This is a genomic window from Streptomyces sp. I05A-00742, assembly GCF_013055795.1.
Taxonomy (GTDB): domain Bacteria; phylum Actinomycetota; class Actinomycetes; order Streptomycetales; family Streptomycetaceae; genus Streptomyces.
On record NZ_JABETO010000005.1, the window covers coordinates 180,154 to 194,741 of the forward strand.

The following is a 14,588-nucleotide window of genomic DNA, read 5'->3' on the forward strand; positions in this document are numbered from 1 at the left end:
TTTCTTATCGTTCGAGGTCGGCGGGGCCGAAGGCGTCGGGGAGGAGCTCGGCGAGCGGGCGGATGCCCGCGGCCGTGTCCACTGCCAGCTCCGGTCCGCCGTGCTCCCACAGCAGCTGACGGCAGCGCCCGCACGGCATGAGGATGTCGCCGTTGCGGTCGCAGCACGTGAAGGCGGTCAGCCTGCCGCCGCCGGAGGAGAACAAGGCGGAGATCAGGCCGCACTCGGCGCACAGGGCGACGCCGTAGGCGGCGTTCTCCACATTGCAGCCGGTGACCACGCGGCCGTCGTCGACGACGGCCGCGGCACCGACGGGAAAGCCGGAGTACGGGGCGTAGGCCCGGGACATGGCGTCCCGGGCCTGCGCGCGCAGATCCTCCCAGTGAACGGGAGAGGTCACTTTCCTTGACCCTTTCGGTAGGGTTTGCCGTCAGCTTTCGGCATTCGCAGCCGTTGTGCAAACAGGGACAGCACAAGCAGCGTGACCACGTACGGAGTGGCGTCCACGAACTCCAGCGGCACGACGTCCGTCAGCAGGAACCAGACGAACAGGGCCACGGCCACGACCGCGGCGACGACCGACGCCTTGAGCTGTCCGCCCCGGAGCCGCCAGACCGCGAAGCCCGCCAGCAGCACCGCGATCAGCAGCAGCAGCGCGTGGACGGTCGGACCGCCGGAGCGCAGCTGGAGGCTGTCCATGAAGCCGAACAGTCCGGCGCTCATCGCGACGCCGCCCGGCCGCCAGTTGCCGGAGATCATCGTGGCGAGACCGATGTAGCCGCGGCCGCCGGTCTGGCCGTCGGAGTACATATGGGTGCCGATGGCCAGGAACGCGCCGCCGAGGCCGGCGAGGGCGCCGGAGACGACCACCGCCGCGTACTTGTACGTGTAGACGTTGACGCCGAGCGACTCGGCGGCCACCGGGCTCTCGCCGCAGGAGCGCAGACGCAGGCCGAAGGCGGAGCGCCACAGCACGAAGAACGTGCCGATGAAGAGCACCACCGTGACGAGCGTCAGCCAGGACACGTTGGTGACCACGCCGCGCAGCATGCCGGCGACGTCGGAGACGAAGAACCAGTGGTGCTTCTCGACCGAGTGCAGCCAGTCGCCCACGCCCGGGACGGAGAAGTTGCCCATGTTCTCCATGACGGGCGACTGCTTGTCGTTGCCGCCCTTCTGCTGGGCCTCGCTGCCCTCCGCGCCGAACCACAGCTTGGCGAAGTACTGGGTGATGCCCAGGGCCAGGATGTTCATGGCCACACCGGAGATGATGTGGTCGACGTTGAAGGTGACGGTGGCGATCGCGTGCAGCAGGCCGCCGAGCGCGCCGCCGACGATGCCGGCGGCGGCCGCGGCCCAGGGGCCGTACTGCCAGCCCATCCAGCCGGCGGAGAAGGCGCCCAGCATCATCATGCCTTCGAGGCCGATGTTGACGACGCCCGCCCGCTCGGACCAGAGGCCGCCGAGGCCGGCGAGGCCGATCGGCACCGCGGCGGCGAGGGCCGCGCTGAACTGGCCCGAGCCGGTCAGGTCGTCGGCGCCGGTGATCGCCCGCAGGGCGGAGACCAGGATCAGCGCGCCGGCGACGATCAGCATGATGACGGGGTAGGAGAGCTTCCGCTTCCCGCCGTCGCCCTTGTTCCTGCCGCTCAGCCGTTCGGCGAGCCCGGAGGTGAAGGTGGTACTCACGCGGAAACCTCCGCCTTGTCGCTCTTGCGGGCCTGGGCGGCGAGCTCCTCGCCGACCTTGCGCTGCTGGGTCTTGAGGCCGTAGCGCCGCACGATCTCGTAGGCGATGACGACGCAGAGGACGATGACGCCCTGGATCACGCCGACGATCTCCTGGGCGTAGCCCTCGAACTCGAGCTGGGTGCCGGTGCGGTCCAGGAAGCCCCAGAGCAGGGCGCCGAGCGCCATGCCGATGGGGTGGTTGCGGCCGAGCAGGGCGATCGCGATACCGGTGAAGCCGATGCCCGTGGGGAAGTCGGTGCCGTAGTTGTACGAGACGCCGAGCAGGGTCGGCATACCGACGAGGCCGGCCACCGCGCCGGAGAGCAGCATCGAGGTGACGATCATGCGCTTGACGCTGACGCCGCTGGCCTGCGCGGCCGACTCCGACCGGCCGACGGTGCGCAGATCGAAGCCGAAGCGGGTGCGGCCCAGGATGAACCAGTAGGCCAGGCCCGCGACGGCCGCGACGATCACGAAGCCGTAGATCGGCTTGGGCGTGGTCGGGATCTCGAAGAAGTGCGCCGAGTCCGGCAGGTAGGGCGTGTGGAGCAGGTTGCCCTCCTTCTTCGCCAGCCGGCCGTCCTGGAGGAAGTAGCCGATCACCGAGGCGCCGATGGCGTTCAGCATGATGGTGCTGATCACCTCGTTGACACCGCGGGTGGTCTTCAGCAGACCCGCGATGCCCGCCCAGATCGCGCCGACCGCCATCGCCACGATGATGATGATCGGGATCTGGATGATGCCCGGCAGGGTGAGCGCACCGCCGACCGCGGCGGCGAAGAAGGCCGCGATGCGGTACTGGCCGTCGACGCCGATGTTGAAGAGGTTCATCCGGAAGCCGATGGCGACGGCCAGCGCGGACAGGTAGTACGGGGTGGCCTTGTTGATGATCCAGACCTGGCTGTCGCTCTTCGAGCCGAAGTCGACCATCACCTGGTAGGCGTGGAACGGGTCCTTGCCGGTGGCCGCGATGATGATCGAGGTGATCGCGATGGCCGCCAGGATCGCCAGCACGGGGGCGGCGACGGCCAGGATGACCTTGTCCTTGTCGAACTTCTTCACTTGGTGTCGCCTCCTTCCGCGCCGTCGCCGTCGCTGTCGTTCGTGCCGTCCGCCGGGGCGGGCGGCTCTTCGGGGGTCTCGGGGTTCTCGGCGTGTTCGAGGTGCCCGGTCGCGGCGCCGGTCATGGCCGAGCCCAACTCCTCCGGGGTGATGGTGGCGGGGTCGGCGTCGGCGACCAGGCGGCCGCGGAACATCACCCGCAGGGTGTCGGAGAGCCCGATGAGCTCGTCCAGGTCGGCAGAGATCAGCAGCACCGCGAGTCCCTCGCGGCGCGCCTCACGGATCTGGTCCCAGATCTGCGCCTGCGCGCCGACGTCCACACCGCGGGTGGGGTGGGCGGCGATGAGCAGCTTCGGCTTGTGGCTCATCTCGCGGCCGACGATCAGCTTCTGCTGGTTGCCGCCGGAGAGCGAGGCCGCGGTGACCTCGATGCCGGGGGTACGGACGTCGAACTCGCGGACGATGCGCTCGGTGTCGGCGCGCGCAGCCTTGTTGTCGAGGAAGGCGCCCTTGCTGTTGGGCTTCTCCGTGACGTGGCCCAGGATGCGGTTCTCCCACAGCGGGGCTTCCAGCAGCAGGCCGTGGCGGTGCCGGTCCTCGGGGATGTAGCCCATGCCGCTCTCACGCCGCTTGCGGGTCGGCGTGTGGGTGATCTCGGTGCCGTCGAGGGTGACGGTGCCCCGGTCCGGGTCGCGCATGCCCATGACGGCCTCGACCAGCTCGGCCTGGCCGTTGCCCTCCACGCCCGCGAGGCCCAGGACCTCGCCCTTGTGGATGGTGAACGCGATGCCGTCGAGCACGGTCCGGACCACGCCGTCGGAGTCGGTGGCCGACAGGTGCAGGCCGTCGACGGTGAGCATCGGCGTGTCGGTGACCGTGGACTCGCGGGTCTCCGGCGAGGGCAGCTCCTCGCCGACCATCAGCTCGGCGAGCTGCTTGGGCGTGGTCTCGCTGGGGACCGCGGTGCCGACGGTGGTGCCGCGGCGGATGACGGTGATGTCGTCCGCGACGGAGAGCACCTCGCCGAGCTTGTGCGAGATGAAGATGACGGTCAGACCCTCGGACTTGAGCTCGCGCAGGTTGTCGAAGAGCGCGTCGACCTCCTGCGGGACCAGGACGGCCGTCGGCTCGTCCAGGATGAGCGTGCGCGCACCCCGGTAGAGGACCTTGAGGATCTCCACGCGCTGCCGGTCGGCGACGCCGAGGTCCTCGACGAGGACGTCGGGGCGGACGCCGAGGCCGTACGCGTCGGAGATCTCCTTGATCTTCGCCCGGGCCCTGCCTCCGATGCCGTACAGCTTCTCGGCGCCCAGGACGACGTTCTCCAGGACGGTGAGGTTGTCGGCGAGCATGAAGTGCTGGTGCACCATGCCGATGCCGCGCGCGATGGCGTCGGCGGGGCTGTGCAGGGTGACCTGCTCGCCGTCGAGGGTGATCGTGCCCTCGTCCGGCTTCTGCATGCCGTAGAGGATCTTCATCAGGGTGGACTTGCCGGCGCCGTTCTCGCCGCAGAGGGCGTGGACGGTGCCGCGGCGGACCGTGAGGCAGATGTCGTGGTTGGCCACGACGCCGGGGAACCGCTTGGTGATGCCTTGCAGTTCCACGGCAGGGACGGTGCCGCTGCTGGACTCTTTGCTGGACGCTTTGATGGCGCACTCTCCTCGGGGAAAGGGAGCGGGGGTGACACCGGGGTGTCCACCGGGTGGGGGCACGGTGGCGTTCCGGCCGGGCGGGGGCGACGCTACACGCGTCAACGGGACGCTACGCGCGTAGCGTTGGCGCGTATGTGCGGGCCCGGCGAGGGTGTTCCCCCGCCGGGCCCGCACAGCCGGACGGCCGACCGGAGCCGGCCGTCAGGTCACGGCTGGGACTTGACCTTGATCTGACCGTCCGCGATCTTCTTCTTCGCGGCGTCGACCTTGTCCTTGATGTCGTCGATGAAACCGCCCGAGGTCACCAGCGAGACGCCGCCGTCCTTGAGCAGGTAGGTCTTCTTGCCGGTGAGCGGCTTGCCGTCCTTGACGCTCTTGGCCAGGTCGAAGACGGCCACGTCCACGTTCTTCACCACCGAGGTGAGGATGTGGTCCTTGTACTGCGCCAGACCCGGGAGCTGGTACTGGTCGGAGTCCACACCGATCGCCCAGGCGCCCTTCTGGCCCGCGACGGACTCGATGGAGCCGTTGCCGGAGAGGCCGGCCGCCGTGTAGATCACGTCGATGCCGCTGTCGAGCATGCCCTTGGCCGCGACCTTGGCCGCGGCCGGGTCGTTGAAGCCCTTGTCGTTGTTCGGGTACAGGTACCGCGACTCGACCGTGGCCTTGGGGTCGGTCTCCTTGACGCCCTGCTCGAAGCCCGCCTGGAACTTCTGGATGAGGGCGTTGTTCACACCGCCGATGAAGCCGACCTTGTGGGACTTGGACTTCAGGGCGGCGGCGACGCCCGCGAGGTAGGAGCCCTCGTGCTCGCCGAAGGTGATGCTCGCGACATTCTTGCCCTGGGCATCCGAGTCCACCACGGCGAAGGTGGTGTCGGGGTGGTCCTTGGCAACCTTCTCGATGGACTTCTGGTAGTTGAAGCCAACGCCGATGACAGGGTTGTACCCGGCCTCGGCCAGCGAGTTCAGCCGCTGCTCGCGCTCGGCCTCCGTCTCGCCGTTCTTGGCCGTCATGAGGCGGGGCTCGAGACCCAGCTCCTCCTTGGCCTTGTCGGCGCCGCGCGCGGCGGACTCGTTGAAGGAGTGGTCGTCACGGCCGCCGACGTCGAAGGCGAGACCGAGACCCTTGTCCTTCTTGTTGCCCGACTCGGTCGAGGACTCGCCACAGGCGGTGAGGGTGAATGCGAGAGCCGCGGTGGCAATGCCCGCGACAGTGATCGTGGATACCCGGCGCACGAGGGCCCCTTCACTCGAAGCGCCTCCATTGGCGCTGGTTCGAGGGGATCGTAACGCGCGTAGATGGCCTGAAAAGGGCTGGTCCCAAGCCGTTATCGGATCGTCGCGTACCGAACTCGACCACCAAACCTACATTTGGTTGCGATCAAGCAAAGCGGCGGCGGTGAACAGCTCCACTCCCACCTGGATGGCCCCCTCGTCCACGTCGAAATCGCCGCGGTGCAGGTCACGGCGTGTCGTGTCCCCCACCGGGTGAACGCCGAGCCGGGCCATCGCGCCCGGGACCCGCTCCAGATACCAGGAGAAATCCTCCCCGCCGAGGCTCTGCTCGGTGTCCTCCACGGCCCCCGCCCCGCACCGCGCCGTCATGGCCCGGCCCAGCAGCCCGGCGATCTCCCGGTCGTTGACGACCGGAGGCACCCCCCGGATGTAGTTGATCTGCGACTTGGCGCGGTGCATCGTCGCCACCTCGTCGACGGCGGCGTGCACCAGGTCCGGGGCGTCCCGCCAGGCGTCGATGTCCAGGCAGCGGACCGTGCCGGAGAGCTCCGCGTGCTGCGGGATGACGTTGGCCGTGTGCCCGGCCTCCAGCCGCCCCCAGGTGACGGCCAGGCCCGCCCGGGTGTCCACCCGCCGGGAGAGCAGCGCGGGGACCTCCGTGGCCACCTTGGCCGCGGCGGTCACCAGGTCCGTGCTGAGGTGCGGGCGGGCGGTGTGGCCGCCTGGGCCGTCCAGCGCGATCTCCAGCTTGTCGCAGGCGGAGGTGATGGCTCCGGTCCGCAGGCCGATCCGGCCGACCTCGACCTTGGGGTCGCAGTGCACCGCGACGATCCGCCCGACGCCGTCCAGGGCGCCGCTCTCGATCGCGTCGAGGGCACCGCCGGGCAGCACCTCCTCGGCGGCCTGGAAGATCAGCCGGACCGGGTGCGGCAGCAGCCCCTCCTCGGCCAGCGCCGCGAGGACCAGACCGGTGCCGAGGACGACGGTGGTGTGCACGTCGTGGCCGCAGGCGTGGGCGGTACTGGGGACCGTCGAGCGGTACGGGACCTGCTTGGTGTCCGGGATGGGGAGCGCGTCGAGGTCGGCGCGGAACGCCAGGACCGGCCGGCGCGCGGCCCCCGGGCGGGACCGCCCGATGTCACAGATCAACCCGGTGCCGGAGTCGAGCGTACGGGGGCGGAGCCCGGCCTTCTCCAGTCTGGCCCTGACCGCCGCGGTGGTACGGAACTCGCGGTGCCCCAGCTCGGGGTGCATGTGCAAGTCCCGGCGGAAGGCGATGAGTTCGGCGCGGAGCTCGGGGGTCATACGGCCCGGCAGCTCTCCGGCCAGATCGCCTTCAAGATCGTCAACAGGGGTTTCGGGTGCGGCTTCGCAGGGCATCAGTTGATTCACCCTTTGAAGAGTAGAGCCCTGCACGGGGCAACTGCCCTCCGATCAAGAAAAGTTCAGCCGCATGGATGGGTTGCCAGGGGGGTATGACCCGTATTTACGGCGTACCTTTGCGAGACACTGTCATGTCGTACGCGCCGGGGCGGACATTCGCGGTAGGCGGCGTACGTCGCGTGCGCTCCCGGTCACCCGGGAGAGGAAGCCCTGCGCCCGGGGCGAGGCGCGTTCGGTGAGCCAGGAGGGGTCGATGTCGCAGACGGCGACGGTGACGCCGGTGCCGGCGAGCGCGAGCGGGAGGGTGTGCACGACGGTGGACGGGAAGCTCAGCACCGTACGCCCTATGGGGCCGCGCCGGGCGATCAGCTCCAGGGGCAGCTCGGGGCGGACGACTTCCAGGCCGAGCCGTCCGGCTATGAGGCGCAGCTTGTCGGTGTCCTCGCGGCGGTGGGCGAAGTACCGGGTGGCGCCGTGGGCGTCCGCCAGCGCCGCGACGGCCTCCAGGTAGCGCTCCGGTTCCACGACGCCCGTCTCGACCAGGGAGGTTCCGACGAGGTCCGCGCTCCGGGTGATGCGGGGCGGGCCGAACGCGGCGCGGGTCCAGGCGAAGGCGTTGGCGGTGACGGTCACTCCTGGGGGCGGTTCGACCGGCATCGCGGTGAACAACTCCACACTCCGGCGGTTGTTCGGTGTGAGCATCCGGCGCGCCGAAGCGGACACCGGCGCGAAGACGATGTCACGCGCCCCCAAACCACCCCGCCCGCCCCGCTGTCGGTGCCAGCGCACGAACCGTTCGCCGCGCGCGAGTTGGACGGCGAACTCCATGGTGGCCGTCCCGTCGTCCACGACGACCAGCTCCCTGGCCCGGGTGAGGGTGAGCAGGAGCTGCACGTAGCGCGAGAAGGGGTCCCCGATGACGACGCGGCGCGCGGCCCGCAGCGGCCCGGCGAGGCCGCCGACGGTCTGCACCGGAGCCCCGGCCCCGCCGCGCGCCTCCTCCCAGCGCAGCCGGTACCCCTGGTCGCGGGCCAGCTCGGCCATGCGGCGCAGCTGACCGCGGGTCATGGGGTCGTGCGGGGCGAGCACGACGATCACCGTGTCGGAGGGATCGGTGCGCGGGGTGGCGGCGAGGTCCGCGGCGCGGCGGTCCGTCTGGCGGGGCAGGCCGTCGCGCAGCGGGGCGGGCGCGGCGGCCGGGGGCGCGTCCCGGCCGGCGTGCGCCCACTCCAGGACGTTGAGGAGCTGGACGGGGCTCTCGACGAAGGCCAGGGTGTCGGCCGGGCCCATGGCGGGCTCGGGCCCGGGCCCGGGTGCGCCGGGGTCGCCGGCGGGTTCGCTCATCGGCCGGTGCCCGTCAGACCGCGGCCGGTTCGCGGTCGCCGCCCCGGGCGACGACACCGGTGACCCGGCGGAGTTTGCGCATGGGGGCCAGCTCGCTCTCGTAGACCCGCTTCACCCCGTCACCCAGGGCCTCCTCGACCACCCGGATGTCGCGCACCAGCCGCTGGAGGCCGCCGGGTTCGACGGAGGCGGCCTGGTCGGAGCCCCACATGGCGCGGTCGAGGGTGATGTGCCGCTCGACGAAGGCGGCGCCGAGGGCGACGGCGGCCAGGGTGGTCTGGAGGCCGGTCTCGTGGCCGGAGTAGCCGATGGGGATGTTGGGGTACTCGGCCTGGAGGGTGTGGATGACCCGGAGGTTGAGTTCGGCGGCCCGGGCCGGATAGGTGGAAGTGGCGTGGCAGAGCACGATGTTCTCGCTGCCCAGCACCTCCACGGCGTGCCGGATCTGCTTCGGGGTGGACATCCCGGTGGAGAGCACGACCGTGCGGCCGGTGGCGCGCAGGGTGCGCAGGAGTTCGTCGTCGGTGAGCGAGGCGGAGGCGACCTTGTGGGCCGGCAGGTCGAACTTCTCCAGGAAGGCCACGGACTCGACGTCCCAGGGCGAGGCGAACCAGGCGATGCCGCGCTCCCGGCAGTGTTCGTCGATCCTGCGGTATTCGTCCTCCCCGAACTCCACCCGGTGGCGGTAGTCGATGTACGTCATCCGGCCCCAGGGGGTGTCCCGTTCGAGTTCCCATTGACTGCGCGGAGTGCAGACCTCCGGGGTGCGCTTCTGGAACTTCACCGCATCGCACCCCGCGTCCGCGGCGGCGTCGACGAGGGCGAGGGCCTTGTCGAGGTCGCCATTGTGGTTGATGCCGATCTCGCCGGTGATGTAGACGGGGTGGCCGGGACCTACGGGGCGGTCGCCGAGGTGACGGGTGCGGGCGGCAGCGCCGGTGGGCGTCATGGGAGCGGTTTCCTTCGTGTGGGGACAGTGGGTGCGGAATCGGGGAGGACGGTGGGTGCGGGAGCGGGGAGTCAGAGCTCGGGGCCCAGGAGCCGGCCCGCGATCTCGCGGACGGCGCCCGCGCCGCCGGGCGCCCGGGTCACGGCGCGCGCGGCGGCCCGTACGGCGGCGTGGGCGTCCGCGACGGCCACGGGCCAGCCGACGAGCCGGAGGCAGGGGAGGTCGTTGACGTCGTTCCCGGCGTAGAGCACGCGCTCGGGGGCGATGCCCTGTTCGGCGCACCATTCCTTGAGCGCGGCGTCCTTGTGGTCGGTCCCGTGGACGACGGGCACCCGCAGCTTGCGGGCGCGGGCGGCGACGACCCCGTTGACCTCCGTGGAGAGGATCAGCACCGCCAGCCCGGCGCGGCGCAGGGCGGCGACGCCGAGGCCGTCGCCCCGGTGGACGGCCACGAACTCGCGGCCGTCGGCGTCGACGAGGACGCGGTCGTCGGTCTGTGTGCCGTCGAAGTCGAGGACGACGGCGTCGATGTCGTCCCGCCCGGGGAAGGCGTCCGGTCCGGAGGGGTCCAGGGGCGCATCGGCGTCGAGCAGGGGCGCGAGGGAGCGGGCGCGCGCCAGGTCGGCCGGGTCGTCGATCTCCAGGACCCGGGCGGGGTCGGTGCGGACGGGCTCGACGCGGCCGAAGAAGCGGTGCCGTGCGGTCCGGAAGCCGTCGGCGCGCATGGCGTAGGCGGCGCCGGTCTCCAGGAGGTCCTGGGGCCGGTCCTGGCGGCGCGGCCGGTGGGACGCGTCGTGGTTGACGCCGTGGGCGGCGGACGCGGGCGACGGCGCGTCCCGCCAGAGGAAGCCGTGGAAGGGGGCCACGGTCAGCGCGCTGTCCGCGCCCCGGGTCACGGCGGCGGCGACGCCGTCGATGTCCCCGGCGGTCACGAACGGGCTGGTGCACTGCACGAGCAGGACGGTGTCCACCGTCCGTCCTGACGTCGTCTCGTACGCGTCCAGGGCGTGCAGCACCGCCGATTCGCTGGTCGCCGCGTCCCCGGCGAGGGCCGGGGGTCGTTCGACGACGCCGGCGCCCGCCGCGCGGGCCGCGGCGGCGACGGCGGGGTCGTCGGTCGAGACGACCACGTCGGTGACGAGCGCGGCGGCCCGGCAGGCACGGACCGCGCGGGCGACGAGCGGTATGCCGCCGACGGGGGCCAGGTTCTTGCCGGGCACCCCCTTGGACCCGCCGCGGGCGGGGACGACGGCGAGGACGGAGGGCATGGGGTACTCCTCGGGTTCGGGTGCTCCGGCCGCGGTGTGCGGCGCGGTGCGCCGGCGGCGGTCCGTCGGGCTCACAGCTCCCCCATCCGCCGGATGACGGGCGCCACCCGCTGGACGCCGTGCCGGTAGGCGCCGCGGGCCGCCCCCCGCAGGGCGTCGCGTCCCGCGCGGCGCAGGGGACCGGCCTCGCGCGGTGGCGCGGCGCGGCCGGGCAGCGGGCGGCCGTGCGGGTCGAAGCCGTACCGGGCGAGGACGGCGGGCAGATAACCGGGCGCCGTCCGGGGGGTGTAGTACGGGCTCAGGGGCGGCAGTCCGGCATGCGCGACGAGGTCCGCGATCCGCCGCCGCGCCGGGGCGAACGCCTCCTCGTACGGCCGGTCGGCGGCCCCTCCCCCGACACCCTGGCGGGCCAGCCACTCCGGCTCGGCCTTCGGCAGGTGCCCGGCATCGAGCTGGTCCCAGGAGGCGAGGCAGCCGGATCCCAGGAAGTGGTGGTTGCCGAGCTGTTCGCGGACGCCGAGGTCGGTGAGGACGGCGGTGGGGACCGCCCGGTGCAGCGCCTCCAGGGCGGCCGTCGAGCTGACGGTGACCAGGAGGTCGGTGCGGTCGAGGACCGCGCCCATGTTGCCGTACACCAGGCGGCAGTTGGCGGGCAGACCGCCGGGCAGGCGGGTGGCCAGCCGCTGGTACGGGAGTTCCTCGATGTGCGTGGTGTGCTCACCGGGCCTGCTGCGCAGCTTGACCAGGACGTCGCGGCCGGGGTGCAGCCGGGCGTGGCGTGCGGCCCGTCCGAGCAGGTACAGCCGGTCCGCGCGGCTCCCCGGCACGGAGGGCTGGGCCGCGAACACCACGGTGTACGGGCGCGCTTCGCGTTCGGCGGGTGCGTACGGACGTCCGCCGAGGAAGGGCAGGGCGCACTCGGTGACGCTGCCGGCCGGGGCGCCGACCCCCTCGTACACCGCCCGGAACCGGTCGGCGTCGTGGCGGGAGTTGGCGAGGACGACGTCCGCGCCGTGGCGCAACAGCAGCCCGTCGGCGAGCTTTTCGTAGACGACGCCGACGTAGCCGGTGACGACGACCGGGCGCGCGGCGGTGTCCGCCCAGGCGTGGGCGAGTCCGTGCAGCAGGGCCTGGACGGCACCGCCGACGCAGGCGAGCAGGACGACGTCGTACGGAGGACGTCCGGCCGTAGCGGTGAACTCGGCGGCCGTCACCTCGCGCAACGCGTCGGCCCGCACCCCGACTTCGGTGAGCTGGCGGGGGGTGGGAGTGGCCCGCCCGCGGAGCAGGAAGCCGTCCAGGCGGGCGCCGGGCGCGAGCCGGTGCGCGGTGAGCGCTCCCCATTTCCACCGGGTGTCGGAGTCCGCGAGCACGGCGACGCGCGGCGGGGATTCGGTACGTGAAGGCGCTGAGGGCACGGCACCGACGATAGGAATTGATTCGGTTTGGCTGACCAACGCGAGTTCAACACTCGGTAAACAGCGCGCCGACGCCCGGCGAAGCGGTTGACGCGCGCACCCGGTTCATCATTCCGCCGCACTTCGTTCATCTTCGCTTATGGCCCCGGCAAGAACGAATGCCGGGCCGTCACCTAACGTGACGCGGGTGGTCAAGCTCTCCGTCATCGTGCCGTTCTTCAATGTGCAGACCTATGCCCCTGACACGCTGCGCAGTCTGAATGCGAACACCCGCGAGGATTTCGAATTCATTCTCGTCGACGATTGTTCGACCGATGGGACACCGGCCCTCCTGGACCGTGCGGAACGCGAGATTCCGGGGGTGGTGGTGGCGCGTCACGAGCGGAACGGCGGCCTGGCCACCGCCCGCAACACCGGGCTGGACGCCGCGCGCGGCGAATACCTCACCTTCCTCGACGGCGACGACTGGCTGGCACCGGGCTACTACACGCGATTGGTGCAGGTCATCGAGGAGCTGGGGGTGGACTTCGTCCGGACCGACCATGTGCGGTGCACGGGCCGGAACCGCACCCTCCACCGGGTGCCGGACGGGCGGCGCGGGGTGGTCCTCGACCCGCGCGACGCCATACTTCCCGCGGACCGCTCCACCTCCGTCGACTACCCGTACGCCTGGGCCGGCGTCTACCACCGGCGGCTGCTGGACGACGGGCTGCTGCATTTCCGGCACGGGCTGCGCACCGCCGAGGACCGGCCCTGGATCTGGCGGCTGCACCGCGAGGCCCGGAGTTTCGCGATCTCCGGCCTGCTCGGCGTCTTCTACCGGCGGGGAGTCGCCTCGTCGCTCACCCAGATCGGCGACGTACGGCAGCTCGATTTCATCCGGGCATTCGACCAGGTACTCGAAGAAACACGCCGGGACCGCGATGCCGACGCCCTGCTCCCGAAAGCCGTGCGCACCTATTGCGCGATCATTTCCCACCACCTCGGTTCCCTCGAACGCTTTGAACCCGACGTCGCCCGCGCCCTGCGTTCGATGAGTGCCGCCGCCATGAAACGGATGCCCCCCGGATTGCTGAACGACGCCCTGAACGCGATGGACGCCGACCGGGCGACCCGGCTGCGCAGGCTGCGCCGCCGGCCCGTCCGCGCGGCCCGGACGGGGGTGCCGGTCTGATGCCCGGCCACCCGCGCACCGTCCAGATCTTCCTCGCCTCGACCCTCTACGGCGCCGCGACGCTCGCCGCCGCCCTCGACGCCGGCCTCTTCCCCCCGGCCGGCCGCCGGCTGCTGCTCGTCACCAACAACGCGGCCGTCCCCGAGACCACCCCCGGCCCCGACCTGGCCCCCGGCTTCGACCGGCTGCGCACCCGCTTCGACGGCGTGCTCTCCTGGAACGGGACGATCAGCCCGCACCACCCCGGCGGCTGGTCCCCGCGCCCCGACGACGTCCCGCTGTGGGAGCGGCACCTGAGGCTGCTGTGGGACCTGGGCACCGACGACGTGACGCTCGTCCTCGAATCCCTCCAGGTCGACCCCGCCCTCGCGGTGGCCCGGACCTTCCCCGACGCGCCCCTGGACGTCTACGCGGACGGGCTGATGAGCTACGGCCCCACCCGCAGCAAGCTCGATCCGCTGGTCGGCACCCGGGTGCGCCGGCTGCTCCACCTCGACCTCGTCCCGGGCCTGCGGCCGCTCCTGCTGCGGGAGTTCGGCGTCCGCACCGAGACCGTCCCCGGCGAGGTCTTCACCAAGGTGCTGGCCGAACTGGCCGACGCCACCCCGCTGCCGCCCGCCCCCGAGGAGGCGGCGCTGCTGCTCGGCCAGTACCTCGCGGCGCTGGACATCCTCACGCCCGAGGAGGAGGAGCGGCTGCACGTCCGCATGCTGCGGGGCGCTGCCGCGCGCGGCCACCGCGAGGTCGTCTTCAAGCCCCACCCGACGGCCCCCGCCCGCTGGTCGCGGATGCTGGAGGACGAGGCCGACCGGCTCGGCGTCCACCTCACCGTCCTCGACACCCCCGCCCTCGCGGAGGTGGTCTACCAGCGGCTGCGGCCCGCCCTGGTGGCCGGCTGCTTCTCGACCGCCCTGATCACCGCCGGCGCCTTCTACGGCCTCCCCGCCGCCCGCACCGGCACGGACCTGCTGCTGGACCGGCTCTCCCCGTACCAGAACAGCAACCGCGTCCCCGTCACGATCGTCGACGCACTGCTGCCCTCCCTGGAGGACGGCGGCGCGCCCGGCGACCCGGCGGAACTCACCGGGCTCGTCCAGGCCGTGGGCTATGCGATGCAGCCGCAGCTCCACCCCGATCTGCGCCCGGCGGCCGAGCGGTATCTGACGCGACGTCTCAACTCCCGTACGCGCCGGTACTTCAAGCGCCGTCGGCTGACCGTCCTCGGCCTGCCGGGCGCCCTCCCGGCCCGGCTTGGCTTCCTGCCGCGCAACCCCGCCGTGCGCCGGATGGCCCGCAGGGCGCGGGCGGTGCAGCGACGGCTGAGGAGGAGGGCGGGGTGACCCAGCCCGTCCGGCGTTTGAGGACAACCG

At 71.8% G+C, this 14,588-nt stretch carries 12 protein-coding genes; 2 read left to right on the forward strand and 10 right to left on the reverse strand.

All coding sequences use genetic code 11. The features are described 5' to 3' along the window. Nucleotides 1-4 precede the first annotated feature (4 nt). The 10 genes from HN013_RS07035 to HN013_RS07080 all read right to left on the reverse strand — a co-directional run bounded on the left by HN013_RS07035 (nt 5) and on the right by HN013_RS07080 (nt 11,999). Nucleotides 5-400: a cytidine deaminase gene (locus tag HN013_RS07035; protein WP_171164129.1), complete on the reverse strand. Its 396-nt coding sequence runs from the start codon at nt 398-400 to the stop codon at nt 5-7. Continuing rightward, a complete protein-coding gene (locus HN013_RS07040) occupies nt 397-1,689 on the reverse strand; it encodes an ABC transporter permease (RefSeq protein WP_171164130.1) in 1,293 nt (430 codons plus the stop codon). Before HN013_RS07040 ends, HN013_RS07035 begins: the two co-directional genes overlap by 4 nt. After that, on the reverse strand, nt 1,686-2,792 hold the full coding sequence (locus tag HN013_RS07045; RefSeq protein WP_171164133.1) for an ABC transporter permease: 1,107 nt from the start codon (nt 2,790-2,792) through the stop codon (nt 1,686-1,688). Before HN013_RS07045 ends, HN013_RS07040 begins: the two co-directional genes overlap by 4 nt. Then, nucleotides 2,789-4,396: an ABC transporter ATP-binding protein gene (locus HN013_RS07050; RefSeq protein WP_171164134.1), complete on the reverse strand. Its 1,608-nt coding sequence runs from the start codon at nt 4,394-4,396 to the stop codon at nt 2,789-2,791. Before HN013_RS07050 ends, HN013_RS07045 begins: the two co-directional genes overlap by 4 nt. Before the next feature lie 254 nt (nt 4,397-4,650). Continuing rightward, on the reverse strand, nt 4,651-5,682 hold the full coding sequence (locus tag HN013_RS07055; protein WP_171164136.1) for a BMP family protein: 1,032 nt from the start codon (nt 5,680-5,682) through the stop codon (nt 4,651-4,653). 129 nt (nt 5,683-5,811) lie between these two features. After that, entirely contained in the window at nt 5,812-7,062 is a 1,251-nt protein-coding gene (locus HN013_RS07060; protein ID WP_171164372.1) for an amidohydrolase, read from the reverse strand. A gap of 132 nt (nt 7,063-7,194) precedes the next feature. Then, nucleotides 7,195-8,355, reverse strand: a complete 1,161-nt coding sequence (locus HN013_RS07065; RefSeq protein WP_171164374.1) for a hypothetical protein — start codon at nt 8,353-8,355, stop codon at nt 7,195-7,197. A gap of 67 nt (nt 8,356-8,422) precedes the next feature. Further along, a complete protein-coding gene (locus HN013_RS07070) occupies nt 8,423-9,358 on the reverse strand; it encodes an N-acetylneuraminate synthase family protein (protein ID WP_171164137.1) in 936 nt (311 codons plus the stop codon). Nucleotides 9,359-9,429: 71 nt separating this feature from the next. Then, complete coding sequence (locus HN013_RS07075; RefSeq protein ID WP_171164376.1) at nt 9,430-10,626, reverse strand: acylneuraminate cytidylyltransferase; 1,197 nt, start codon at nt 10,624-10,626, stop codon at nt 9,430-9,432. A gap of 71 nt (nt 10,627-10,697) precedes the next feature. Then, entirely contained in the window at nt 10,698-11,999 is a 1,302-nt protein-coding gene (locus HN013_RS07080; RefSeq protein WP_171164378.1) for a DUF6716 putative glycosyltransferase, read from the reverse strand. A gap of 232 nt (nt 12,000-12,231) precedes the next feature. On the opposite strand from HN013_RS07080, the gene HN013_RS07085 reads away from it, so the two are divergent. Continuing rightward, nucleotides 12,232-13,218, forward strand: a complete 987-nt coding sequence (locus HN013_RS07085) for a glycosyltransferase family 2 protein (RefSeq protein ID WP_171164140.1) — start codon at nt 12,232-12,234, stop codon at nt 13,216-13,218. Next, on the forward strand, nt 13,218-14,558 hold the full coding sequence (locus HN013_RS07090) for a polysialyltransferase family glycosyltransferase (protein ID WP_171164142.1): 1,341 nt from the start codon (nt 13,218-13,220) through the stop codon (nt 14,556-14,558). The genes HN013_RS07085 and HN013_RS07090 overlap by 1 nt, the downstream gene beginning before the upstream one ends. Nucleotides 14,559-14,588: the final 30 nt, after the last annotated feature.

Coding starts and splice junctions, on each gene's coding strand:
- HN013_RS07090 (WP_171164142.1), top strand. CDS start 13,218: ATGCCCGGCCACCCGCGCACCGTCCAGATCTTCCTCGCCTCGACCCTC.
- HN013_RS07060 (WP_171164372.1), bottom strand. CDS start 7,062: ATGCCCTGCGAAGCCGCACCCGAAACCCCTGTTGACGATCTTGAAGGC.
- HN013_RS07070 (WP_171164137.1), bottom strand. CDS start 9,358: ATGACGCCCACCGGCGCTGCCGCCCGCACCCGTCACCTCGGCGACCGC.
- HN013_RS07075 (WP_171164376.1), bottom strand. CDS start 10,626: ATGCCCTCCGTCCTCGCCGTCGTCCCCGCCCGCGGCGGGTCCAAGGGG.
- HN013_RS07065 (WP_171164374.1), bottom strand. CDS start 8,355: ATGGGCCCGGCCGACACCCTGGCCTTCGTCGAGAGCCCCGTCCAGCTC.